The organism is Spirochaeta isovalerica (genome assembly GCF_014207565.1).
In the GTDB taxonomy this organism is placed as follows: domain Bacteria; phylum Spirochaetota; class Spirochaetia; order DSM-2461; family DSM-2461; genus Spirochaeta_F; species Spirochaeta_F isovalerica.
The window spans coordinates 872,056-895,087 of sequence record NZ_JACHGJ010000002.1 but is presented as its reverse complement, the minus strand read 5'-3'; the positions used below and the strand labels follow the sequence as shown (position 1 = coordinate 895,087).

Annotated in this window: 21 protein-coding genes; 9 read left to right on the top strand and 12 right to left on the bottom strand. The window is 48.5% G+C overall.

Annotated elements, in window-relative coordinates:
- Positions 1–5: 5 nt before the first annotated feature.
- Positions 6–1,751: a protein kinase domain-containing protein gene (locus HNR50_RS08800; protein ID WP_184745950.1), complete on the bottom strand. Its 1,746-nt coding sequence runs from the start codon at positions 1,749–1,751 to the stop codon at positions 6–8.
- Positions 1,752–1,828: 77 nt separating this feature from the next.
- On the opposite strand from HNR50_RS08800, the gene HNR50_RS08795 reads away from it, so the two are divergent.
- A complete protein-coding gene (locus tag HNR50_RS08795) occupies positions 1,829–2,164 on the top strand; it encodes an FHA domain-containing protein (RefSeq protein ID WP_184745949.1) in 336 nt (111 codons plus the stop codon).
- Here HNR50_RS08795 and HNR50_RS08790 read toward each other — a convergent pair whose 3' ends face one another.
- The 5 genes from HNR50_RS08790 to HNR50_RS08770 are packed head-to-tail and all read right to left on the bottom strand — an operon-like array spanning position 2,165 to position 7,871.
- Entirely contained in the window at positions 2,165–3,148 is a 984-nt protein-coding gene (locus HNR50_RS08790; RefSeq protein WP_184745948.1) for a tocopherol cyclase family protein, read from the bottom strand.
- Between the two features lie 7 nt (positions 3,149–3,155).
- Positions 3,156–4,208 (bottom strand): M20/M25/M40 family metallo-hydrolase, encoded by a 1,053-nt coding sequence (locus tag HNR50_RS08785; protein WP_184745947.1) that lies wholly within the window; start codon positions 4,206–4,208, stop codon positions 3,156–3,158.
- On the bottom strand, positions 4,205–5,500 hold the full coding sequence (gene lysA / locus HNR50_RS08780; RefSeq protein WP_184745946.1) for a diaminopimelate decarboxylase: 1,296 nt from the start codon (positions 5,498–5,500) through the stop codon (positions 4,205–4,207). Before lysA ends, HNR50_RS08785 begins: the two co-directional genes overlap by 4 nt.
- Positions 5,501–5,513: 13 nt before the next feature.
- The gene (locus HNR50_RS08775; RefSeq protein WP_184745945.1) at positions 5,514–6,650 is read right to left on the bottom strand and encodes an aminotransferase class I/II-fold pyridoxal phosphate-dependent enzyme; all 1,137 of its coding nucleotides are present in this window, start codon (positions 6,648–6,650) and stop codon (positions 5,514–5,516) included.
- Positions 6,651–6,653: 3 nt separating this feature from the next.
- A complete protein-coding gene (locus HNR50_RS08770) occupies positions 6,654–7,871 on the bottom strand; it encodes a DUF2322 family protein (protein WP_184745944.1) in 1,218 nt (405 codons plus the stop codon).
- A gap of 301 nt (positions 7,872–8,172) precedes the next feature.
- Between HNR50_RS08770 and HNR50_RS08765 the strand changes: the two genes are divergently transcribed.
- The 5 genes from HNR50_RS08765 (at position 8,173) to HNR50_RS08745 (ending at position 11,177) form a co-directional block, all read left to right on the top strand.
- Positions 8,173–8,919 carry a TatD family hydrolase gene (locus HNR50_RS08765; protein ID WP_184745943.1) on the top strand — a complete coding sequence of 249 codons (747 nt, stop codon included), beginning with the start codon at positions 8,173–8,175 and terminating at the stop codon, positions 8,917–8,919.
- Between the two features lie 91 nt (positions 8,920–9,010).
- On the top strand, positions 9,011–9,385 hold the full coding sequence (locus tag HNR50_RS08760; protein WP_184745942.1) for a GntR family transcriptional regulator: 375 nt from the start codon (positions 9,011–9,013) through the stop codon (positions 9,383–9,385).
- Positions 9,386–9,404: 19 nt separating this feature from the next.
- On the top strand, positions 9,405–9,863 hold the full coding sequence (locus tag HNR50_RS08755; protein ID WP_184745941.1) for an NfeD family protein: 459 nt from the start codon (positions 9,405–9,407) through the stop codon (positions 9,861–9,863).
- A gap of 3 nt (positions 9,864–9,866) precedes the next feature.
- The gene (locus tag HNR50_RS08750) at positions 9,867–10,799 is read left to right on the top strand and encodes an SPFH domain-containing protein (RefSeq protein WP_184745940.1); all 933 of its coding nucleotides are present in this window, start codon (positions 9,867–9,869) and stop codon (positions 10,797–10,799) included.
- A gap of 36 nt (positions 10,800–10,835) precedes the next feature.
- Positions 10,836–11,177: a hypothetical protein gene (locus HNR50_RS08745; protein WP_184745939.1), complete on the top strand. Its 342-nt coding sequence runs from the start codon at positions 10,836–10,838 to the stop codon at positions 11,175–11,177.
- Here the strand turns inward: HNR50_RS08745 and HNR50_RS08740 are convergent.
- On the bottom strand, positions 11,174–12,343 hold the full coding sequence (locus HNR50_RS08740) for an AI-2E family transporter (protein WP_184745938.1): 1,170 nt from the start codon (positions 12,341–12,343) through the stop codon (positions 11,174–11,176). The two genes, HNR50_RS08745 and HNR50_RS08740, sit on opposite strands and share 4 nt — an antisense overlap.
- Positions 12,344–12,388: 45 nt before the next feature.
- The gene (locus tag HNR50_RS08735; RefSeq protein WP_184745937.1) at positions 12,389–13,387 is read right to left on the bottom strand and encodes an NAD(P)-dependent alcohol dehydrogenase; all 999 of its coding nucleotides are present in this window, start codon (positions 13,385–13,387) and stop codon (positions 12,389–12,391) included.
- Between the two features lie 168 nt (positions 13,388–13,555).
- On the opposite strand from HNR50_RS08735, the gene HNR50_RS08730 reads away from it, so the two are divergent.
- Positions 13,556–14,458 carry an SHOCT-like domain-containing protein gene (locus HNR50_RS08730; RefSeq protein WP_184745936.1) on the top strand — a complete coding sequence of 301 codons (903 nt, stop codon included), beginning with the start codon at positions 13,556–13,558 and terminating at the stop codon, positions 14,456–14,458.
- Positions 14,424–14,801: a DUF2089 domain-containing protein gene (locus tag HNR50_RS08725; RefSeq protein WP_343060145.1), complete on the top strand. Its 378-nt coding sequence runs from the start codon at positions 14,424–14,426 to the stop codon at positions 14,799–14,801. The genes HNR50_RS08730 and HNR50_RS08725 overlap by 35 nt, the downstream gene beginning before the upstream one ends.
- Before the next feature lie 3 nt (positions 14,802–14,804).
- On the opposite strand, the gene iadA is transcribed toward HNR50_RS08725, so the two are convergent.
- Both iadA and yfcC read right to left on the bottom strand, forming a co-directional pair.
- Complete coding sequence (gene iadA / locus HNR50_RS08720) at positions 14,805–15,983, bottom strand: beta-aspartyl-peptidase (RefSeq protein WP_184745932.1); 1,179 nt, start codon at positions 15,981–15,983, stop codon at positions 14,805–14,807.
- An 81-nt stretch (positions 15,984–16,064) separates the two neighbouring features.
- Positions 16,065–17,603, bottom strand: a complete 1,539-nt coding sequence (gene yfcC / locus HNR50_RS08715) for a putative basic amino acid antiporter YfcC (RefSeq protein ID WP_184745930.1) — start codon at positions 17,601–17,603, stop codon at positions 16,065–16,067.
- 185 nt (positions 17,604–17,788) lie between these two features.
- On the opposite strand from yfcC, the gene HNR50_RS08710 reads away from it, so the two are divergent.
- Positions 17,789–19,717: a sigma 54-interacting transcriptional regulator gene (locus HNR50_RS08710; protein ID WP_184745928.1), complete on the top strand. Its 1,929-nt coding sequence runs from the start codon at positions 17,789–17,791 to the stop codon at positions 19,715–19,717.
- Here the strand turns inward: HNR50_RS08710 and HNR50_RS08705 are convergent.
- Both HNR50_RS08705 and HNR50_RS08700 read right to left on the bottom strand, forming a co-directional pair.
- Positions 19,696–20,712 carry a response regulator gene (locus HNR50_RS08705; RefSeq protein WP_184745926.1) on the bottom strand — a complete coding sequence of 339 codons (1,017 nt, stop codon included), beginning with the start codon at positions 20,710–20,712 and terminating at the stop codon, positions 19,696–19,698. The genes HNR50_RS08710 and HNR50_RS08705 overlap by 22 nt on opposite strands.
- Positions 20,713–20,727: 15 nt before the next feature.
- A complete protein-coding gene (locus HNR50_RS08700; RefSeq protein WP_184745924.1) occupies positions 20,728–23,010 on the bottom strand; it encodes a PAS domain S-box protein in 2,283 nt (760 codons plus the stop codon).
- Between the last annotated feature and the right edge of the window lie 22 nt (positions 23,011–23,032).

Below are 23,032 nucleotides of genomic sequence, written 5' to 3'. Positions count from 1 at the left end.
TTTTTTTATGGGAAATTATAATTTCCTCCACTCTTGAGACTTACCTCCTTCTCAATGGATCCTTCCGGCCCTTCCAGGGTAATAAAATACTTGCCGGGAAGGAGGTCCAGCTGAAGGTTCGTCTCTCTTTCGCCGGGGATTTTTTCAAAGGACATAGACCGGGGGGAAAAATACTCCTTTTTTCCGTTGATTCTGAGATCGCCCACAGGAATATCGATAGACAGAGTAGCGGGAAGAGGCGTCATCAGTACATTCAAGTCTATAAGGATCTGATCATACCGGGGCGTCAGAAAATACTTTTCCTCAAGATACCCTTCTCTTGCGAATTTCAAATGAAATGATTCGCCTGTTCTCAGCCCCTCTCTCCTGGAAGAGTTGAAGAGAACCCAGGATTCCTCCTGACCGATAAAAATATCTGTTTCCCCCGATAAATCGGCACCGGAAAACCGGTCCCGAACCGATAACTCGATATCCAGAGGCAAACCTTCGGGCGGCGCGGCCAGAATTGCCAGTTCCATGGGATTTCGGTTTTTGACGAACGGTGTGACATAAACAGATCTCCATAGCACTGTCGATCCGCTCTCGACCCTAACCCGATAGCTCCCCTCTTTCAGAAAGAGACTTTTCTTACCTTTGGATGAAAAAAAACCATCCAGTTCCCTCTCCGAATTGTGCGGATAAAGAGTATAAGAGCTATCCTGTTCAGCCGGAATAAGCGAGATGCGGAGCAAGCCGAAGCGGCCTCCCAGATAGTATCCTGCTGTTAGAGCCAGAAGTGAAAGTGTCATAATAAAAAAAAGAGGAATAACATAGGCCGGCATGAATTTCCGCCCTGTTTGGAGGACCATTTCCGTCAGCTGCTTCGTCTTTTTCATTTCCGGCTTACCGGAAGTCACAAGAAAAGCCAGCTCGTCTCTCACAAGGGTATTCGTTTTTTTCCGGAACTGCCTCTCCAGAATTTTCCTTACTTCGCCGGCGTTTCGGGGCCGGAAAAAGGGCCGGATCCTGAGACAGCGCCGCATGAGCCGGATCACATCGCCGCTCACGTCCTTCCTGTAATTTTTAAAAGGAACGTATTTTCCCCGGCGGATCTCTTTTTTCAACTCTGTGTATCTTTCGGACCGGAAGGGTTTTGCACCATTGAGCGCTTCATAGAACGTAACGCCGAAAGAGAAAAGATCAGCTTTAATCCCCACTGTTGAGCTGTCATCAAACTGTTCGGGAGCCATGTAGGCGGGAGTTCCCATTGCTGTTCCCGAATCGGTGATGCTCACGTCCTTCAGCGAGGATGAGGCTATACCGAAATCCCCGAGTTTCACGTCCCCCTTGCGGGAGATATAGATATTCGAGGGTTTGATATCCCTGTGTACAATGCCTCTGGCGTGGATATACTCAAGGGCTTTCGCCGTGCAGAGCATGATGTAAAATAGAACGGACAGATCCGGAGGGCCTTCCCTTTTTATCAGTTCATCGAGAGACATGCCTTCTATATATTCCATGGCGATATACCAGGAACTCCCCTCGCGGAAGTGGTCGTACATATCGACGATATAATCGCTGCGCAGGTCCATCATCATATCCGCTTCGAGCCTGAACCTCTCCCGGAACTCCTTATCGCGGATCGTCAGTTTTTTCAAGATGATTTTCCGTTTGAGAGTGGGGTGTTCGGCCGAATAGACAACCCCCATCCCCCCTTTCCCGATCTGCGAGAGTATTTTGTATTTTCCGACTTTGTCCGGTATTTTTGACACTGAGCCTCCGTCTGATACCCTATGATAACAGATTGCCCAGGTTAGACAAGCTCAACATTTCAGGGCATAATGTAAAGATGGAAGAAACGGTTTACAAGCGCAGCAACAAAGGAAAAGCCATAAGCAAAAAGGATGACGGCCATTTGAGGCTGCGCACCGATACGAGCAGCATACGCATCAACAAAACAATTCTGATCGGCAGGGACAAATCATGCAAGCTGCAGATTGACGATCCTCTTGTTTCCAGACGCCACGCCATGATCGAGTTTATTTCCAAAGTCGCCTATATCAAGGATCTCGGCAGCACCAATGCCACTTATGTGAACAATAACCCTCTCAGACCCAATGAACAGAAACGGCTGAGACGGGGCGATGTCATACGTATTGGCAAAACGGAAATCACCATAAGCTGATCAGAGGAGCTCTTCTCGGTCTCCGACAATTTCCAGGCCGCTGCATGGCGACTGCTCATGAAAAACAAGCTGTTCGCCCCGATAGAACTTCAGGTTGATCATCCCGTCGATGCTTTCACTGATCCTTCTGTCCATGGAACCGATAACCGGAGCTTTCAACTCGCCGGCCGCTTTTCTCGATGCAGAGATAACCAGCCGATCACCTTTTTTCAGCCGGCCGCGTCTCCCACGTCCTCTGCCTCTTATGGTCATAGAGACTTTTTCATTTTCGATATTGTGTACTTCCAGACGTGAGCCGGTATAGGTTGAGAACGTTATAACCTCTCCCTCATGGATAAAGAAGCCCAGAAAGCCGCGGAACCACGATCCGAACCAGGGGATGCGGGCAAGAGAGAGCATGAATGAAGTACGGGGTTTGGAGAAACTGTTTGTCTGCATCCATATATAGGAGGTGGGAAATGAAGTGCCCCAGTCTTTTTCGATATACCCGGAACCGCTATTGAGATCGATGACCTCATCTCCCTTGACGATTTTTCCCGAGAGCCTGTGACCTGTACTGACGACACCGTGATAGCACTCCATAAAAGGGACATAGCGGTACCATCCCATGATGCCGGGGCGAAGAAGGCTGACGGGATAGAATCCGGGATCAATCAGCGAAACACGGCCGGATACAGGAAGATTATCCGATAAACTGACTTCCTCCAGTGAAAAACGGTTTCCCCCTATCTCTACAGAAAAGGGATCGTAGGAAATGTTCAGTTCATGTAAAGGAAATGAACAATATTCGGTAGATCCGTCTTTTCCGTCAATGATCTGTATGAAGGCTTTTGATTCCTTTTTCCCGAGAGATATTCCCGGGATGAGAGCGAGGGACCTGTTCTCTTCTGTTACGAACTTGTAATACCACCCTTCGAAATAGCCTTTGCTGTGAGTGAACCGGCGCGGTCCCTGATAAACCTGAGGTCTAAATATTCTCAACATATCTCCATTATAGATGAAAAATCATGGATTTGTAAAAATCGGAAAAATCCTTCAGATTGATATGCTCATCGGGCTTATGGGCATGGCGGATGGAACCGGGACCGAAATTGATGGAGGGAATGCCGGCAGCGTTGAGCTGGGCGATATCGGTCCAGGCCTGCATGATTTCCCGGTCAATTCCCTCCATGAGATAATGATCGATTCCCTCTCCGGCATAGGAGGAATCAGCTTCGTCGACAATGACAGTGTTCTCAGCTCCGATGGAGGCAAACAGCAACTCCTTTGCCTCTTCCAGACTGCGCTCGGGACTGAAGCGGTAATTGATCATAAGCTCCGCGCGGGGCGGCAGCACATTGAAGGCATTGAAAGTATTGAGAGCCGTTACATTGACTGTTTCATAATAGAGAAGTCCGTCCAGAGTGCGGTCGGAACCGATGATACCATCCATCTCCCGGATCTTTTCGTAGATTTGCAGAGATTTGTTAAGAGCGTTTTCTCCGGTCCTCGGGTTGGCGCTGTGGGCCGAAACGCCGAACACTTCTTTTTTCACCGCCAGAGAACCCAGGCAGCCTACGGAATAGCGAGACTCGGTAGGTTCCAGAATAAAGGCGAAATCCACATTCTTGAAATGACCGCGGTCCAGGAGAGTGTTGATTCCGTTGGGAACAGGACCTTCTTCCCCCGAATAGAAGTAAAATGAGAGATTATGGGAGAGAGAGATGGCGCCTATCGATTCATCGCTGATGATTTTCAACATAACGGCCAGACCGGCTTTCATATCACAGGCCCCTCTTCCGAAAAGCATGGAGTCTTTTTCATAGGCTTCGGTCGTGCTGTTCCCCAGAGGCACCGTATCGATATGGCCGATCAGGGCGATCCGCTTCTCTTTACCCCGGTCCAGATGGAAAACAAGTGAATTTTCTTCGCGGATCAGAGTTCCATCAAAGGGAGCCATGGTCTTTTCCAGAATATCACAGATCTCTTTTTCTTCCCCAGTGACGCTTTCAACAGCAATCAGCTCTTTCAGAATTTCAGGTAATTCAGCCCTGATATTAATCATAAGAGCTCTCCGGGAATGGTCATGTCATCAATCAGTTTTCTGATTTCGATCCGGGGGCGTACGACATGGGCTTTACCCCCGAGAACGAGAACCTCGGGAGCGACATCATGACTCAGGAAAAGAGGCATACTCTCCGTATAGCCATAAGCGCCGGAGCAGAAAACTCCCAGCAGATCACCGGTTTGGCTTTCTGATGGGAGAGCGAGATCCTTCCCCAGGAAATCAATGGAAGTACAGAGGCTGCCTCCCACATCGAACTGGCGGAAATTCTTCTGCTCCCGTGAAATGTTAAAGGTGGGATGGGCTGTTCCGATAAGCGCGGGGCGCAGCAGATGCTGGGCGCCCCCGTCCGCCAGAAGATACTCTTTTCCCCGGGAGGATTTCCTGTCGATCACTTCAGTGATATAAATGCCGCACTGTCCGACCAGATATCGCCCCGGCTCAGCGATCAGCCTGGTGCCGTTCTCACGGATAAAGGGGTATTTATCGATAAGTTCCGTAATTTTACTGCTGATTCCTTCTATGCTGAGCCCGCTGTCCCTATCGGAATAGGGAATGCCGATACCGCCGCCGAAATCAATGGAGAGGACTTTGAAATGTTTTTCGTTGATCTCGCCGGCCAGGCGGAAGCAGTTCTCCAGATTGCTCAGGAATCCCCGACTGTTCTGTATGCCCGTACCGGCGAAGATATGAATTCCCTGAAGGCGGATATTCGATAGCGATGAGACTTCTTCGATAGCCGCGTCGACAGATTCCGAATCAATACCGAATTTCTTGGAACCGCCGCCCATATTCACCGCAGCGCCGTCCACTTCGAACTCGGGGTTGATACGCAGTTCCACATCCATCACTTTTCCCAGAGAAGCGGCGACCCGGTTAATCCGTTTGATCTCTCCTACGCTCTCCGCATTGATGGCATAAATACCCATTTCCACAGCCATGGCGATATCGCCGTCAGTCTTGGAGGGACCGGCGAAGACGATGCTCTTCGGATCGGCTCCGATTTTCCGGCAGGCATAGAGCTCGCCTTCCGAGGCCACTTCCACTCCGGCTCCTAAATTGACAAGCTGTTTGACCACAGCGATGTTGGGGTTGGCTTTCATGGCGTAGAAGATATCAACTTCCGCAGGAAGATTCTCCCTGAGATAGGAATATCTCTCCTTGATGGTCTCTCCGTCATAAAGGAAAAGGGGTGTCCCGATCTCTTCAGCCAGGGATACCGCATCGAGTCCCGAGACGGTCAATCGGCCTCCGTCCATGGAAAAGTGACGGCTTATATCTTCTACTTTCATAATCGCTCCTGAATTATTCCCAATTCTCAAAAAGGTGTTTTATCCGGCTGAGTGCTTCTTTCAATCTGTCGAAATCGACCGCAAAGGAAATCCTGATGTGATTCCTGCCTCTCTCGCCGAAAGCCAGTCCCGGAATAGTCAGAACATCCACTTCATCGAGGATGCGCAGGGCGACTTCCCGCGAAGTATCGAATGCCGAGATATCGGGAAAGATATAAAAAGCGCCTTCGGGCTTTTCCACATGAATGCCTTTGATGCTTTTAAGAGTTTTCCAGGCGTATTCCCCTTTTTCCCGGAGCTCTTCGCGGATACGCTTCACAAAATCATCGGTAGAACCGTCGAGAGAGGCAATCGCCGCATACTGGGAAACGGAAGAGGCGCAGGTGGTCACATACTGGTTAGCGACTATCATGGGTTTGGCAATCTCTTCGGGGCATATCGTCCAGCCGATTCGCAAACCCGTGGCAGCAGCTCTTTTCGATATACCGTCAACTGTGAGGACCCGGTCGGAATACTCCATAGGGCTGGATGGCTGTTTTTCTCCGAAAAAGAGTTCGCTGTAAATCTCATCGGAGATGATATAAATCCCTTTTCTTTCGGCAATTTCCGTTACAGCGCTCACCTGCTCAGAGGTGAGAACGGCTCCTGTCGGATTATTGGGACTGTTAATGACAATAAACTTTGTTTTACCGTTGATTTTCCTTTCCAGATCGGCCAGATCGATAGAAAAATCCTTATTCAATTTATATGTTACGGCCTTTCCTCCGTGAAGCTCCGCAATAGTCTGATAGACGGAAAAGGCGATTTCCGGAATAAGGACTTCCTCATCGCGGTCCAGATATACCGAATAAATGTTCCACAGCGCCCCTTCCGCTCCATTGGTTACGATAACCTGATCGGCCGAGTAGTTACGGCCGTTCTTTTGTGAATGATAAGCGGCTATGAGCTTCCTCAGCTCCAGGTTTCCCTGATTTGAGGTATAGCGTGTCTGCCCCTGCGCGAAGGCTTCAAGCCCTTTTTCCCTGAGGGCAAGCGGCAGATCGTCGGGGAGCTGCCCGATGCCGAGATTGATTGTGTCACGGCCGGCCAGGGCATTCATCTTCCGGATTTCAGAGATTTCCACTCCGGCGAAAGTACTCTTCGGTTTCACGGCTTATCCTCTCAGAGCTTCTTCCAGAGCATAAGCCCGTTCTGAAGCTGAAGTTATATATTTGGCAATCATGGGAGTCAGTTTCAGAGTCCCCCTGCTCGATACGGACATGGAAGGGATAACGAGAGCCCCGGCAGGGATTTCCGGGCCGTAAGAGCCGTCCTTTTCCGCCAGGATTCTGCCGGTGCTGTACGTTTTAATACCGCCGCCGATTTCATGAGTGATCAGTTCCGCTGTGCCCGCCGACGTATAGGCGACATTATTGAGAGGGTCGAGAATAGGCGTCGCCTTGGAAATATGAACTCCCGGAGCAAGCGTAACGAGATCACCCAGCCTGGCTCCCTGAGTTACGCCTGATCCCTCGCCCATAAGCACGTGATCTCCCAGAATCACCGGTGTGGCTTCCACGGGATCCAGAACGCCGCCGATTATGGCACCGGCGCTGATATGGCTGTCCCGTCCGATCTGGGAACAGCTTCCCGCCAGGTTTTCCACCATGGTTCCCGCACCGACATGGGCGCCTACATTGGCGTATCCCGGGGGCATGAAGACGCAGCCCGCTCCGGCATAGGCTCCCCGTCGGAGTCCCGCTGCGGGGGGTACGACGCGGAACCCTTCCCTTCCCGTCAGTTTCCGTACGGGAAAGGTTTCTTTATCGGTAAAAGCGATGTCATTGCTGCCGCCGTATACAACGATATTTCCCAGAGGGAAACCGAGCATAATGCCGTTCTTAACCCACTGGTTGGCCTGCCATCTCCCATCGATTATCTGAGCTGTCCGTAGATATCCGGCTTCGAGCAGATCCATGACCTCATTGAATGTTCTCAAGGCGGCGTCTCTCTCGGAAGAGAGTTTCCCTTCTTTTTTCAAAGCAGTGAATTTCTCAACCCGTTCCCGCAGTTCCGACGGGACTTTATAATGGACAACGGCTTTTACGTACTCCCCCTCACCGATGCTTTGAAGCATTTCCACATTGGGGTGCTGTCCCGGACGGGCGGCCGCGTTAGCCACATGTTCACCGAACTGTTCCAATCCTTTCATGGCCAGAGCTCTGTCGATGTTTCCATTGTCGAAATCGACCAGATTGGCAATGACTTTCAGACTTCCGGCGCTGCCTTCCCGGTTATGGACAGTGTGGATGACTTCACCGCCTTTGACTATATCGATCTTATCAACTTTTTCAGCTGACTTAAGTGTCTTAAGTATCTCTTCAAATTTCATAGTTTTTCATGATAGGTAAAGAGTTAAAGAGAGTCAACGGGAGAGGGCTTGCAAGTGTGAAATGATGATGGAGGAATGGAATATTCCGGGAATAAAAAAAACCGTTCATGATTCTAAAAGAGGAGAGATAGTCACTGAGATGATTTCAAGCAATATCTGAGCCCCGGAACCAGAATGATACATCCATAGAATGTTATAAAGACTTTTATATACAATACAACTCTGATTTTCTTTTTTCATGAACAGTCATTATCACTGTTTTTTCTGTAACTATCCCCGTAATACCGGTATTATACTTTTGATGAACTCAAAAGAAAAAATAATAAATCAGCTGGATTCAGTTGCTTACATAGATTTTCATATACATCTTGAAGATCAGTCTCCTGATGATCTTCAAGATAGTGTTCTCTACCTGGCCAATTCAATAGACCGGGAGAGTTACAACGCGACGTTGGCCCTTGCAGAAAAACACAGAAATGTTATCGCTCTCCCGGGGATTCACCCGGCCAGGTCTGAAACAGAAACCTGGCCTCTCCATTTGCTGGAAAAGATATTCAGCAGAAGCGCCCTGACCGGAGAAATGGGACTGGACTTTTTCTGGATAGAAGACAGAAGTCATGATTCGCGCCAGAGAGAGATATTCAGGTCCCAACTGGAGCTTTCGTCAAAATATAAATGCGTTCCTTCTATCCATACAAAAGGGGCGGAACAGGAAGTCCTCGATTTATTAAAAGAATACGGAATTCAAAAGTCTGTTGTTCACTGGTATTCCGGACCTCTTGAGCTCATACCCTCCTATCTGGATCAGGGCGCCCGGTTCACGATCGGCCCGGATATCTTCAAAGGTTCAGAAGTCTGGAAACATATCCCCCCGGAGCGTATTTTCGCCGAGACGGACAATCCCACCGGCATACCCTGGATTTTAAATAAAGATGCCAGGGCTGATGATATCGTGATGATCTATCGGGAGCTGGCCTTAAAGCTAGGCGAGAAGGAAGAGAAGATTATAAACAGGCTTAAAAAAAATATGATCGATCTGCTTGATTGATGAGCTGCTGAGACAGAAAAAACCAATCGGGAAAGAATTCTCTTGACTTTTCATTTTTTAACTGTACTATATAAGTATAACGGTGGTACGGATGAAACAAATTGAAAATCTAAAAGTCGATTACAAATCAATCATCCCGGTTTATGAGCAGATAAAACAGCATATCAAGGTTAACATCCTGAGCGGCAATTATTCTGCTGATGAAAAAATCACTTCTGTCAGGGAGATGTCAAGAATGTTACAAGTCAATCAGAACACAATTGTCAAAGCCTATTATCAATTGGAGCAGGAGGGTTTTGTCTATTCACAACCGGGGCGGGGTTATTTTGTAAAGGCTGTGAAAAACAGCGAATCCAGAGAGAAAGAAGAGGTTTTCCGGTATGAGACAAAGGCGTATCTGGAAAAAATTACAGCAATGGGCTTCTCTGTGAATGATGCCATTGCAGAGATGGAAAAAATGAATTGAAGATGAGGAGATAAGATTTATGTTAGATTCAATTTCACCGACAACAGTATGGCTTATCGTTGGGATCGCTCTGGCTCTGGCTGAAATGGCTCTGCCGGGACTGATCATCGGATTCTTCAGCCTGGGAGCAATCATTACAACTCTGACAACATGGGCGGGGCTGACTAACAGTTTCGCTGTTCAGATGATCGTCTTTCTGGCCACATCAATTGTTTTTCTCACATTTTTTCACAGCATCTGGAAAAAGAGAATCAAACCCGGAACAAAGGGAGACACGACAGACTTTAACCTCCAATTGGGCAAGATAGTACCGGTAACGGAGTTCATCGATCCCGGAGAAGGTGTCGGGAAAGTGCGCTATCAGGGTGCCCTGTGGAACGCCAGGTCCGAGACCAAAATCGCCCCGGGAGAATCTGCCAGAATCAAGGGATGCGACAATCTGACCCTTATTGTAGAACCAGTAGATAAAGGAGAATAGAAAATGATAAATACAATAATTTTAATCGTAATCGGCATGGCTTTAATCGGCGTCATCTTCACTATTGTAAAAATCGTTCCCACGCAAAACGCTTTCGTTGTCGAAAGATTGGGGAAATACAACAGAACTCTGGAGGCGGGTTTCAATATCATTGCCCCCTTTATTGACCGGGTAGCCTATAAACACAACCTGAAAGAAATGGCAGTCGATGTGGAGCCGCAGACCTGTATAACCAAGGACAATATCTCTGTCGCTATCGACGGGATTCTTTTTTACCGGGTTGTCGATCCCGTTAAGGCCAGCTATGGCATCAATGACTACCAGTTTTCCATAAGCCAGCTTGCCCAGACCACTATGCGTTCGGAAATCGGTTCGCTTGAGCTGGATGTGACCTTCGAATCGAGGGACAATATTAACGGAGCTATTGTGGCCGCCGTTGACGAAGCATCCGATCCCTGGGGAATCAAAGTGACAAGATATGAAATAAAAAATATCGATACTCCAAAGACAATCCGCGAAGCCATGGAAAAGCAGATGCGTGCGGAACGGGAAAAAAGGGAGCAGATAGCTCTGTCCGAAGGTGACAAGCTGGCAAAGATCAACAGGGCCGACGGAGAGAAAGAGCAGGCGATCAGATACTCGGAAGGAGAGAGAATCAAGCGGGAAAACGAAGCCCTTGGCCAGGCAAAAGCCATCCTTGAAGTCGCGAAAGCAACAGCTCAGGGAATTGACGAAATATCCAAAGCCATCAATCAGCCGGGCGGCCAGGAAGCCGTAGCCATGCGCATAGCCTCGGACTGGTTCCAGTCTTTCGAGAAACTGGCCAAAGAGACCAACAGCATGATAATTCCAACCAATGTATCGGAAATGGCCAGCGTAACATCTGTGCTGAAGAGCGCTTTGAATTTTACTGGAAAACCGTCGGAAAAACAGTAATCTTGAGGGGGGCCACCCCCCTCTGAAGGAGCGTGAATGAAACAGTTCTTTAAGTTTTTTGCATACGGGATCATCTTCAGCGGCATACTGCTTTTTCTCTCTTACCTTCTGGACTTCGCTCCGCTTGATAAAAATAACGGAAATATATTCTCCAATGCTTTTATTACAGCCCTGCTGCTGGTGCTTTGGGGAGTAATGAGAATACAGGGAAATGCCATGGGCAGGCCGGAAAGCACAGACATTTTATATGGTGTAAAAATTGAGGAAATAAGAGAGAGGGCGACAGAGTATGAAAAGCTGAGTCAATCGAGGATTCCCTCGGCTCTGGCTCTGTTTCTGGTGGCAGCCGCCAATTTAGCCCTGTCCTGGTTTCTCTAGGTTTCACCGTCCGATGTATCTGCATCGTCGATCGTATCATTCTCCTCGTCTTCGGGTTCATCTTCTTCACCCTTTTCAACATCCCCGCCTCCGACAACAGAGAGCGCCTCAGTAACAGGAGGCAGATATTCGGCAAAAGTCTGTCCGTACAGCTCCCAGATACTGATGAAAAGAGCCGCGATAACCGGACCGATAAGAACGCCCCAGATTCCGAAAAGCCCGATTCCGCCCAGCGTTCCCAGAAGGATGAAAAGCTCGTGCATTTTCGTATCCTTGCCGACGAGAACGGGTCGCAGGATATTGTCGATGCTCCCGACGAGAACGGCGCAGTAGATTCCGAGAGCTACGGCAGCAGCAATCCGTCCCGAAACGGCCAGGATGATGACTGCCGGAATCCAGACCAGGGAAGAACCGATCAAAGGAATGATGGAGAGGATGGTCATAATCAATCCCCAGAATACAACCGAATCGATTCCGGCAAACCAGAACCCGAGGGCGGCCATTGTCCCCTGAATTATACCGATCAGAAAAGTTCCCTTCAAAGTGGCCCGGGTCACCGATGTAAAATAATCGAGAAGCTTCCGTTCCGGCTCATCTTCCAGGGGAAGATAATAGAGGATGATATTGATCAGTTTTCCACCATCCTTGAGAAAGAAAAAGAAGGCATAGAGGAATATAAAGAAAAGAAAACCCGCCTGGACCGTTGAAGAAGTCACCTGGCTGATGCTGTTGACCAGCAATGAGCTGAGGCTGCTGACCAGATCGCCCAGCTTTACCAGGATCTGATCCTGATACTGGACTAGATAATCGTAAAAGGGAAGTTTTTCCAGCGTGGACAGGAGCCGGTCGGGCTGGGAAATCATTTCCTGAATCCAGGGGCCGACGGCCTGTCCGACCTGAACGGCCTGCACGACGACGATACTCAGTATGATGCTGATAGGAATAATGACTATGAGCAGTATGGCCAGCAGTGTCAGTCCGGCAGCAATGGACTCGCGTCCCCGCACAAAACCATGAAGCCTGCGGTAAATCGGCTGGCTCAGAGATGAGAAAACCCCCGCAAGAAGCAGAGTCATGAGAAACCCTTTAATCATCAGGGCGAAAAGAGCCGTTACAAAAGCAGCGAGAATGAGAACGACAAGCTTATTAACCGCACTATGAGTCATAGCAACCTCCGTCTGGGGAAATACTAGGAAATAGAGGGTCTCCTGTCAATCGGCAACTTTCAGAACGATATTGCCCTTCTTGCTGCCGCTTTCGGCGTAACGATGTGCCTCCGCTGCCTTATCGAGAGGAAACACCCTGTCGATTTGCGGTTTCAGAACTCCTCCTGCAGCCAGTTCCGTCAACTCATCCATTTCCTCTCGGGACTGCCCGGCCGATTCAATCCTCAACCGCTTTCCGGTAAACAACTTGAAAAAGAGCGAGAGGAACAGATCTTTTATCCCCGCATAAGCGAGGAAATAGTTACCTTGCTTCTTCAGAAGACGCATTTTTTTGAGTACGGATTTCCTGCCGACGACATCGATAATAAGATCAAACCGCTCGTCCCGTTGTGTATAATCTTCAAGGTTATAATCTATCACCAGGTCAGCTCCGAGCTGTCGGAGCATTTTTAACTTATCCGGGCTGTCGACTGCTGTAACAGAGGCCCCTCTCGATTTGGCGAGCTGGAGGACAAGCGTTCCTATGCTTCCCCCGGCGCCGATTATGAGAACGTTCTGCCCCTCCGCTAAGGAAGCTTTGCGTAAATAATGGATTGCCTCCATTCCCGCTGTGGGCAGGACAGCGGCTTCTTCAAATGTCAGGTTGTCCGGCTTTATCGACAGGATTCCCTGAGCATCGCCCGGTTCAGAGGGAAGGCGGATATACTCACTGTAGGCGCCGAACCCCATTCCCGTCGTTCCGAAAACCGGATCCCCCGGTTTATAATTCGAGACATCTTTTCCGGTTGCGACGACTTCTCCGGCAAACTCCTGTCCCAGAACCTGAAGGCGTTCCGGCTTTCTCCACCCCGCGTAGAGCCTCATGGGGAAAGACAGCCCGAGAGGTAATTCCAGACGGCGGAACTCACAGTCTCCCGCGGAGACCGAAGCCGCAGCGATTTTTATCAGGATATCCCGGTCTCCCGGTTCGGGAATCTCTTTTTCTCCGGGAATTAATCCATCGGGCGAACCGTATTTTGTCCACAATACTGTTTTCATAGTCATGATTCAAGTTTACTCCTTGGGGAGATAAAATAACCACCTAATTGTAATTCACAAAATATCCTGTTCAGGAATGACAACCTTCGAGAAGAGGTAATTTTTAGATTTTCTCTAATTTATTTGCCATTTTATAAATTGCATTTTATATTTTATAAAAGGAGATTTACAATAATGAAAGAAGAGAGACTGGAAATATTAAAAATGCTTCAGGAAGGGATTATCTCCGCTGAAGAGGCGGAAAAGCTTCTGTCCGCACTTGATAAGGGAGAAAAGGATTCCCGGCACAGACATAATTCTGAGGAGACTTTCTCCTTCGGCAACTTTTTTTCCAATTTCGACAAAGGGTTTTCCGATCTGGGAAAGGCTGTTGGCGATTTGTTTGAAAACATTTCCATCAGCGGAAAGTACAGAGATTTTACCCCTGTGGCGATGGAAGATAACCGCTTTACACCGGGAGAAGGAGTCCGTATAGAAATCAGTCAGCCGGGACGGGGTTTTTTTAATGGAAACAGCGATATCTCTGTCATAGCGTCTCCCGACAAAGCGATCCATATCATTGAGGGTGATTGCGAAGTTCTGAGAAAGAACGGTGTCATTGCCCTTTTATGCAGTGAAGATTGTAAAATTACCATTCCGGAAAATATGGGAGAAGTGGCCGTGCAATTGTTTAACGGATCTATTGAAATCGACCGGATTGATGCTCCCGTGCGGGTTGAAACGGTCAATGGAGATATCGTCCTTAAAAACTGTTCCCGTCCTGCAAAACTGAAAACTGTCAGCGGAAGAATAGAAAGCCGCATTTCCGGAAAGTACAAAGGAAAAATGGAGTTGAATACTGTGAGCGGTAAGATCGGATTATTCATACCCCGATCCTTTTCAGGCCTATGTGAATCGACTACAATCAGCGGGAACGTATCGTGCCATGTGAGAGAAAATATGGCAGAGGAACGGGGATCGGAAGATTTCCGGAAATCCGTTCATTTCCGTTTTGGAGAGGGCGATCGAACAAACAAGGTTCTCTGTAGAACCGTCAGCGGCAATGTGGAGTTGGAAAGCGATGAATATACCGGGTAAATGTCCTTCCTGCGGAGGGAAAATGACCGCAGTGAAAATGGAATGTCATGACTGCGGCACTGTTATGGACGGTAGATTCAGTCCCTGTCCGGTCTGTTCACTCGATCCGGAGATGAGGGAACTCTTTGACCTGTTCATGCACAGCCGCGGGAATCTGAAAGAAGTGCAGAGGATTCTGCAGCTGTCCTACCCTACGGTGAGAAGCCGTATCGAGGGAATGTTCGCCGCCTACGAAAAAAGCGATTCCTCAAAAATCGGGCGGATGGAGATTCTGAAAATGCTCCGGACCGGGGATATCGATGTTGTTGAGGCGGAAAAGCTTTTGCGGGATGCGGATAAATAAAATCTATTCGAACGTCCCTTTGACAACTGGTTCGCCTCCCCGGACCATAAGCCGGCCCCGGGCAATGACTGAATCAATCTCCAGAGATTCTTTGCTCAGTAAGAGAATATCAGCATCGTTACCGGCTTTCAGCTCTCCTTTACCTTTCAGTTTGTGTATGGCAGCCGGATTGGCTGTCAGTGGTTTCAGGGCAACACTCAGATCTATATCAAATTCCTGAACGGCTGTTTGCAGAGTTTCCCCGAGGGAGCGGCAGGAACCGATTCCCAATCGGAGAAAACGTCCCTGCGAGTCGAATTCCGGCAGGCTCCCCTGCCCGTCGGAAGTGAAGGTTATACGGTCAACCGGAAGCTCCTCGTCGAGCATCCGCTTCAAAGCTTCGGCAGCGGGGACTTCCCCCTCCTTGATAAACTGCTCTGTTGTGCTCGTGGTAAAATCGGCGTATCCCCCTTTACCGACATATTCTTTAGCCGCTTCAAAAAGATAGGGATTGCGGTTCATATGGGTCGGAAGGATCTGTCCGGGAGGAATTTCCGTTTCTTCAAAAAGGCGGTTCAGGAGCCCGGTCATTTTACTGCTGTCGCCCATATGAACATTGACGATCCCCCCCTTGCCCGAGAGGATACCTCCAAGCCTGGAATCGGAGACAACTTTCACCAGAGTATCGAGGCCGGGATGGGACGAGCGGTGGTCTGCCAGAGCGATCTCCCCTGTTCCGATAATCCGCTCGATAAGAATGATATCGTCAGTAATGCTGCCCGTTACGGTGCGCACGGGAACCTGATAGGAACCGGTCAGAACCCAGGCGGAAATGCCTTCTTCGATCAGAGCGTTGGCTTTGGCAATGAGGTTGGACATGGTCCGGGTGGTTCCGTCGGTTCCGAGTACCCCGATAACCGATGTCACCCCGGCGAGAGTCAGGTCGGACAGGGATATTTCGGGAGTACGGGTCCTGAATCCGCCTTCTCCTCCGCCTCCGCAGATATGGACGTGGCCGTCGATAAATCCGGGGATCACGATTTTACCGGAAGCGTCAATTACATTAATATCAATTCCCGATAGGGCACGGGAATCGCTGGATCCTATTTCGAGGATTGTCTCTCCGCCGATTAATATGTTTTTCCTACCCAGATATTGCGGCGCATAAACTTCACCGTTTTCAATTAATGTAATGGAACTCATATTTTTAACTCCCTTTTAAAAAATGATGGCCGGACCGATAAAAATCAATCCGGCCGGAATTATGTGTGCAAACCGATTATATCAGAATCCGGTTATTACGGCGATAATGATGAAGGCTGTCCCGAGAAGAGCCAGCAGTCCCTGGAACTTGATCTGGAATTTCGCCCAGTTTCCCCAGTCCAGTCTGGCCACGCCCAGAACGCCCATGAGACATCCGGAAGTGGGGACGATGAGGTTTGTGAAACCGTCTCCCAGCTGGAAAGCCAGAACGGCGACCTGTTTGGTCACTCCGACGATTTCAGCCAGCGGCCCCATGAGAGGCATGGTCAAAGCCGCCTGTCCCGATCCGGAAACGACGAAGAAGTTGAAAACAGACTGGAACAGGTACATAAACCAGGCCGAGAGAGCTTCGGGCATGCCGGCGAGAACAGATCCCATTCCATGGAGGATGGTATTGAGAATATTGGGATCTCCCGTGCTGTCTCCTCCCATAACCAGGATGATACCTTTGGCCATACCGACAACAAGCGCCGCGCCGACGAGATCCGATGCTCCGCTTCTGAAAGCCGCCGCGCCATCGTTAAAGGTCATGCCGTTGAGCTTGAAAATACCGCCGATTATAGCTGCGACCAATCCCATGATAAAGAAAACAGTGGCGATGGAGGGGATGTAATACCCGTTTCCGACTCCATAGGATACAACGCCCCAGACGACCCAGATAACCGCTCCGAGAACAGTCAGCAGAACGAGGATATGTCCGAGAGAGAATTTCATATCCACACTGTCTTTCTCTCTGAAGTCTTCCCGGAAAAAATCATCGCTTTTGTAGGATACGGACAATTGGGGATTCTTCTTGACGCGGTGGGCATAGAGCCATGTAAAGCCGATACCTACGGCCGTGAAGAATATCCACATTATAATTCTGAAAGGCGCTCCGGACATGAGGGGAACTCCGGCGACACCCTGAGCGATGGCCACGCTGAAGGGATTCATCCACGATGTGGCAAAACCGATTTGCGTAGCGACATAGGTGATGAGTATACCTGTTATGGCATCGTACCCCATGGCAATTACGATGGGAATGATTATCATGGCAAAAGGAATGGCTTCCTCCCCCATGCCGAAGACAGCCCCGCCGAGAGAAAACACCAGAAAAAGAAGTGGAATGAGCAGAACCTCTTTCCCTTTTGTTTTCCGGATCATGGCCATGATTCCCGCCTCGACAGCTCCCGTGCGGAGAACGATTCCGAAAGATCCCCCTGCTATGAGAATAAAGGCGATGATACCCACGGCCGTACCCCATTTGGAACCGGAAGTGAGACCTTCGAAAACGTAATTGAGAAGACCCATTCCCCCGAATGGTTCAAAGAGAGCAATCGGTTTGGTGTGCGTCACACCTGCGGGATCTGCCACCAGCTCTCCGTCCGATTCGACAAAGAGATTAGTGTAGGATAAGGGATCGAGTACGGTTTTGCCGTTTGGTGCTTCCTGGGTTCCTGTAAAAACACCTACAGGAACGAGCCAGGTCAGCAGCGCGGCAAAAATAACAACGAGGAAAATAATGATATACGTGTCGGGCATTCGCCAGGTTCGTTTTCCTGTCTTTTCTCCACTGGACATTGTGAACTCCTTTGGTCGTTCAGGCGAGTCTTTAACCAGCCTTGTTTTTTGTTTTCTCAATTATAGGCGGAGGTTTTTAAAAAGAAAATTTCATCAATACTGATCACTTTTCCCTATCAGATTTTTCAAAATAACGAATATTTGGTTATCTTTTTGAGATTTTCAGGTTATTCTGGTTATATATTATGAAAAATAAATCCATTACTCTTATTTCCGGAAGCCGGGATACGGGAGATTCCCTCTCCGAACAGCTGCAGCTCTATCTCAATAAAGAACAGACATTCTCACTGATTGTTCTCGATGAATTCTGTCCCGAATCAGTTGAATCGGACCTGATAATCTTTTCAAGCCGGTCTCTCGAAGAAGAAGCCCGGGAAAAGATAAACCGGTTGAAAGCCGGCAGATTTATCAGCGGACGGAGAACCATAAGCCACAAGGGCATAGACAGCCTTGTGACCATACCGGCAGGAACAGACATTCTCTTTATCAATGATGACAGAGAATCAGCTGAAGAGAGCATAGAAGCTCTGAAGAAAATCGGTTTTAATCAATTCAATTACAAACCCTGCTATCCCCCTCTACTGGAAACGGAGGGAATCAAAACAGCCATAACAGCCGGAGAAACCCATCTGGTTCCGCCGGAAGTCAGCAAAGCCTACGACCTCGGTTCGCGGGTTTTCGATTATCCGACTCTCGCGGCGATCCTCTCCTGCCTGGAAATATCCCCCGATGAAATCGAAGCGCCTTCATTTCGCTATCTGAAAAAAATCGTCAGCACATCGGCTAAAGTGTCGGCTTACTCGCAGAAAATAAACAAGCTGAACAGTCAGCTCATCATGCTGCTCGAAGGTTCCGGCGAAGGCATCCTGACTTATGACACATCTGGAACCGTCCTGATGGCCAACGAAAACTTCCGATCTTCCCTTACGCCGGGATTGGAAAGTCCCGTAGGGTACAGGCTGTCTGAGATATTCGACTCAAAGGAGCTGCTGAGTTTTCTCCTTAAAAGCCGGAAGGAAGAAGGCGGGCGGTTCTACGCAGGAGGAAAGCACTTTTCCGTCAGAAAAACTCTACACGAAAACAGCAGTACCTATATCTGCAGCATCGTTTTTTCCCGGGGAGACATGGAGGAAACGGTTCATCGGGAACGGGTGGCTTTTGATCATCTGATCGGTAAAAGCGAATCATTTTCCCGAATGAAAAAACAGGCAGAGAAACTCTCGCTCTCGAACTTCAATATTCTCATAGAAGGGGAAAAGGGGACAGGCAGGAAGCTTCTGGCCCGGGCCATCAGCAACAGCTCTCACAGAAAGCAGCAGGTCTGTCAGACCGTTCGGCTCGAAGCTCTGGACAGGGAGCAGATGGAAAGTGAAATCGAAGCCCTTGTATCCGATAGAGATGAGGGGACGGTCATACTCAGCGAAGCGGATCTCCTTCCCCTGGATCTCCAGAAAAAACTTCTGTTCTTCCTGATTCACACACCGGAAAAAAAGCGCATTATTTCAACCGTGAGCGGCGATTTCTATAAGAAAGTGGAAAGTGGAGCCTTTTTACCCGAACTGTATTACAAACTGAAAGAGAGTTACCTCTATATACCGCCCTTAAGAGATAGAGAGGATGATATTCCTCTGATTCTCAAAGCAGAGTTAAAGAAAACCGGAGTTAAACTGAAAGTTGACAGAGAGCTTATCTCCTATCTGAAAAGCTGCTGCTGGTCCGGAAATATCAATGAGCTTATCAATACGGTCAGAACGATGTCAGCACTGGCCGAGACAGATGTCCTGACATTGGCATGCCTGCCCGAAGGGATGATTCCCGATCAAAGGAAATATGATAGGGAACTACCAAAGGCTTCCCGGTCAGTTCTTATGGCGATTGAACAGCTTAATAAAAAAGGAATTGTAACCGGACGCGCCAAACTGACAATACTAACGGATAAAATGGGAGAAAGATTAACCGAGGCTCAAATCCGGCGGATTCTCAAGGAATTGACTGCGGAGGATTTTGTCAGAAAGGAAAAAGGAAGATACGGTCTGTTCATATCGGAAAAAGGCAGACAAGCTCTGGGAACAGGGGACAGCTCATCGAAGCGTCAGTTCTCCGATTTTCCCTGATCTCCCCCATCGTGGAAATATTTCGGGTAGATCTCCCTGGCGCAGTCGGGGCATAAACCATGAGAGAACTCGGCTCCGGTATATTTGCTCACATATGTCTCGACCTGATTCCAGTACCCCTCATCGTCACGGATCTTCTTGCAGTGGCTGCATATGGGCAGTAAACCGTTCAGGGTTTTTATGCTCTCCATAGCCTGCTGCAGTTCGCCGATCAGTTCCTCTCTGGCCTTCTCGGCGGTTTTTCTCTCGGTGATATCCCTGTTGCTTGCTCTCCGCCCCAGATACCTGCCTTCGAAAGAGAATACGGGCTGACAGATATGCTCCACCCATATTATACTGCCGTCAGCCTTTTTAAGAGAAAATTCCATAACCATTTTCTTTGATTTATCATGACGGTGGGCTTTAAATTCCGGTACCGGATCCAGACCGTCAGCGGGCTCCATTATGGAATAAAGAAGATCGGGGTCTGCTTCGAACTGCTCCTTCCTGTATCCGGTCATCCTGAGGCATGAGGGCGATGTATAAATCAACTCTCCTTCCGCTCCGACCCAGGTTTCCCAGTCATAAGTATGATCAGCGATCGTCCGGAAAAAGAGTTCCTGATCTTTCAGCCTCTTTTCGGCATTCACTTTGTAAAGAGTCATTTCAAGATTGATTTTCATCTCTTCAAGGCGAATGGGTTTTGTCAGATAGGAATAGGGGCTGCTTTTTTTAGCGCGGGCAATGGTTTCCTCATCGGAAAATGCCGTCATAAATATAACCGGCAGATCAAGTTCGGCGGTAATCTGTTCCGCCGCTTCGGTACCATCCATATCTCCCTTTAAATGGACATCCATCAGGACGATATCCGGCGCTGTCTCGCGGGCCGTTTCTAGAGCTCTTTCTCCATAGCGGACACAGCCTGTTACGACATACCCCATTTTATTGAGTTTCCGGCTCAGATCGGTGCTGACAATCACTTCATCTTCGACAATTAATACCTTTGCTGTTGTCACCGGTTTGTCCTCCGTTCATCCATTGGGCCAGGTAAAGATCCAGACCGTTCCCTTATCTTTTTTGACGGACCACTCCCCTTCCAGTTGTCCCTCGATCAGATCAATAATCAGACGGATTCCCATGGATGCGGTTACATCGGGGTTAAAATCATCAGGTAGCCCGCATCCATTATCGGAAACTTCAGCTTGAATCTTACCCTCCGGAATACGGCGCACTTCGATTTTTACCGATCCGCTCTCACTTTCCCCAAAAGCGTGTTTGTAGGAATTTGAAAGCAGTTCCGTGAAAATCAGACCACAGGATACAGCGTTTTCCAGCTGTATATCGATATCTTCCGCATTCATGGCAATATCAATATTCCGCCCCACATACATCTCTCTCAGATGATTCATCAGGTTTTCCAGGTACTTCCTGATTGGTATCCTGTCAAAATTTTCCGATTTATAGAGGATTTCATGAACGAGAGACATGGATTTGACTTTGTTCTCCGCCTCGGCAAAGGCTTCCAGTGCCTGAAGATCTTTTGTTTTTTCCGATTGAAGACTTAGCAGGCTGGACACAACCTGAAGGTTATTCTTAACTCTGTGATGAACTTCCTTGAGAAGGATTTCCTTTTCCTTCAGAGTTTTGCGCATTTCATTCTCAATCTGTTTCCGCTCGGTGATATCTTCGGAAATTCCCAGAAGATAGACAGGCTTTCCCTCTTTATTGCGGATGGAGATTTTCTGTGTATGGAGGATTTTGGTCTGACCGTCTCTCGATTGTATCGGCTCTTCGGCAATATCGGTGATTTCTGTCCGCTCCAGAGCTTCACGGTCCTTACGGGTAAAAAAATCCGCTTCATCCCTGGGAAAGAAATCATAATCGTTTTTCCCTTTCAGCTCTTCGGCGGAATATCCCACAATTCTTTCGGCGGCCTTGTTAAAACGAATGAACCGGAGCGTTTCGGCATCTTTGACAAATATCATGTTGGGTATATTCTCTACTATGGTATCGAGAAAGGTTTCAGCTTCCAGACGCTCTGTAATATCGTGAGCAATGCTTAAAATGCCGACCAGATTCCCTTTTTCATCGTGAAGGGAGTTTTTAATAACTTCGACAGTTTCACCGTGGCCGTCATTCTTGTACTGAATATTGGCGATATAGGATGCTTCTCCTTTTTCCATTGCGATTCTGTCGTATTCCGAGTAAAGATCCGCTTTATCCTTACTGAAAAAATCATGGTCCGTTTTTCCCCTGATCCGGCTTTCATCGAGACCCAGGAATTGACGGTATCTGTTATTACATTTCAGATATTTCCCCTTGCTGTCTTTCAGCCATAACAGATCGGGGACGGAATCGAAGAGAGACTGGAGATGCAATTCGTTTCTTTTCAGTTCATCGGTTCGCTTCGCGACAAGGCTTCTCAGCTGCAGGATCCAGAAGATGATAAGACCCATGATGATCAGAATCGAAATCATGGCGATGATCAGAAACGTCTGGTTCTTTTCCAGCCATGTCCGGGAATCGCTGTAGCGGACACCGGTCCATTTCCGGTCGATCTTATCAAATATTCCGTTCTCCCTTGCCAGTATGACCCCTTCTTTGAGAATAGACTGAAGCAAACTGTTGCCTTCGACAACGGCTATGGAATTCTGGCCGATATACAGAGGGTCGCCTACCGATTTGACTTTATCCATGAGATTGCTGCTGAAAAGATGATACAAAACGATCTGCTTATCACCTATGACCGCATCGGCTTTTCCAGCGATTACCAGATTGACGGCTTCGGCAAAAGTATCGGTTGGCAAGATCGTAGCTGTGATCCCTTTCTGCAATAGATATTCCTCCGCGTAGTCTCCCCGCTGCATGGCCACCCGCCTGTTCCGCAGGTCTTCCAGGGACCGGATATCGGGTCTGTCGCTCTGAACGAAAATCAGCGCCGGAACTTCCCAGGTAAGAGGTGTAAAATCAAATCTTTCATCGCGTTTTTCACTGTAGAAAAGGCTTGTCAGCGCATCGGCTTCTCTATTGAGCACAGCTTCCTGAGCCTGTTGAAAAGACATATGACGGAATCGGGCTTTAAAACCGAATTCCGTCGCAATCCACCGTATCAGCTCGATGCTCATTCCATCGCTGGAATCCTCCTCCCCTTTGAACTCAAAAGGAGGATAATCGGTCTGGCTGACAAAGAGGATTTCATTATGATCCTGCAGCCAGTCCTGTTCCGCCTGACTCAGAACAGATGAGATATTTTCCGGATAGAGAGAAAAGCCCGCCAGTAAAAAGAGTGTAAACAGGAATATTTTGCCTTTCATTTTCAACGCCAGCCTTCTTCAG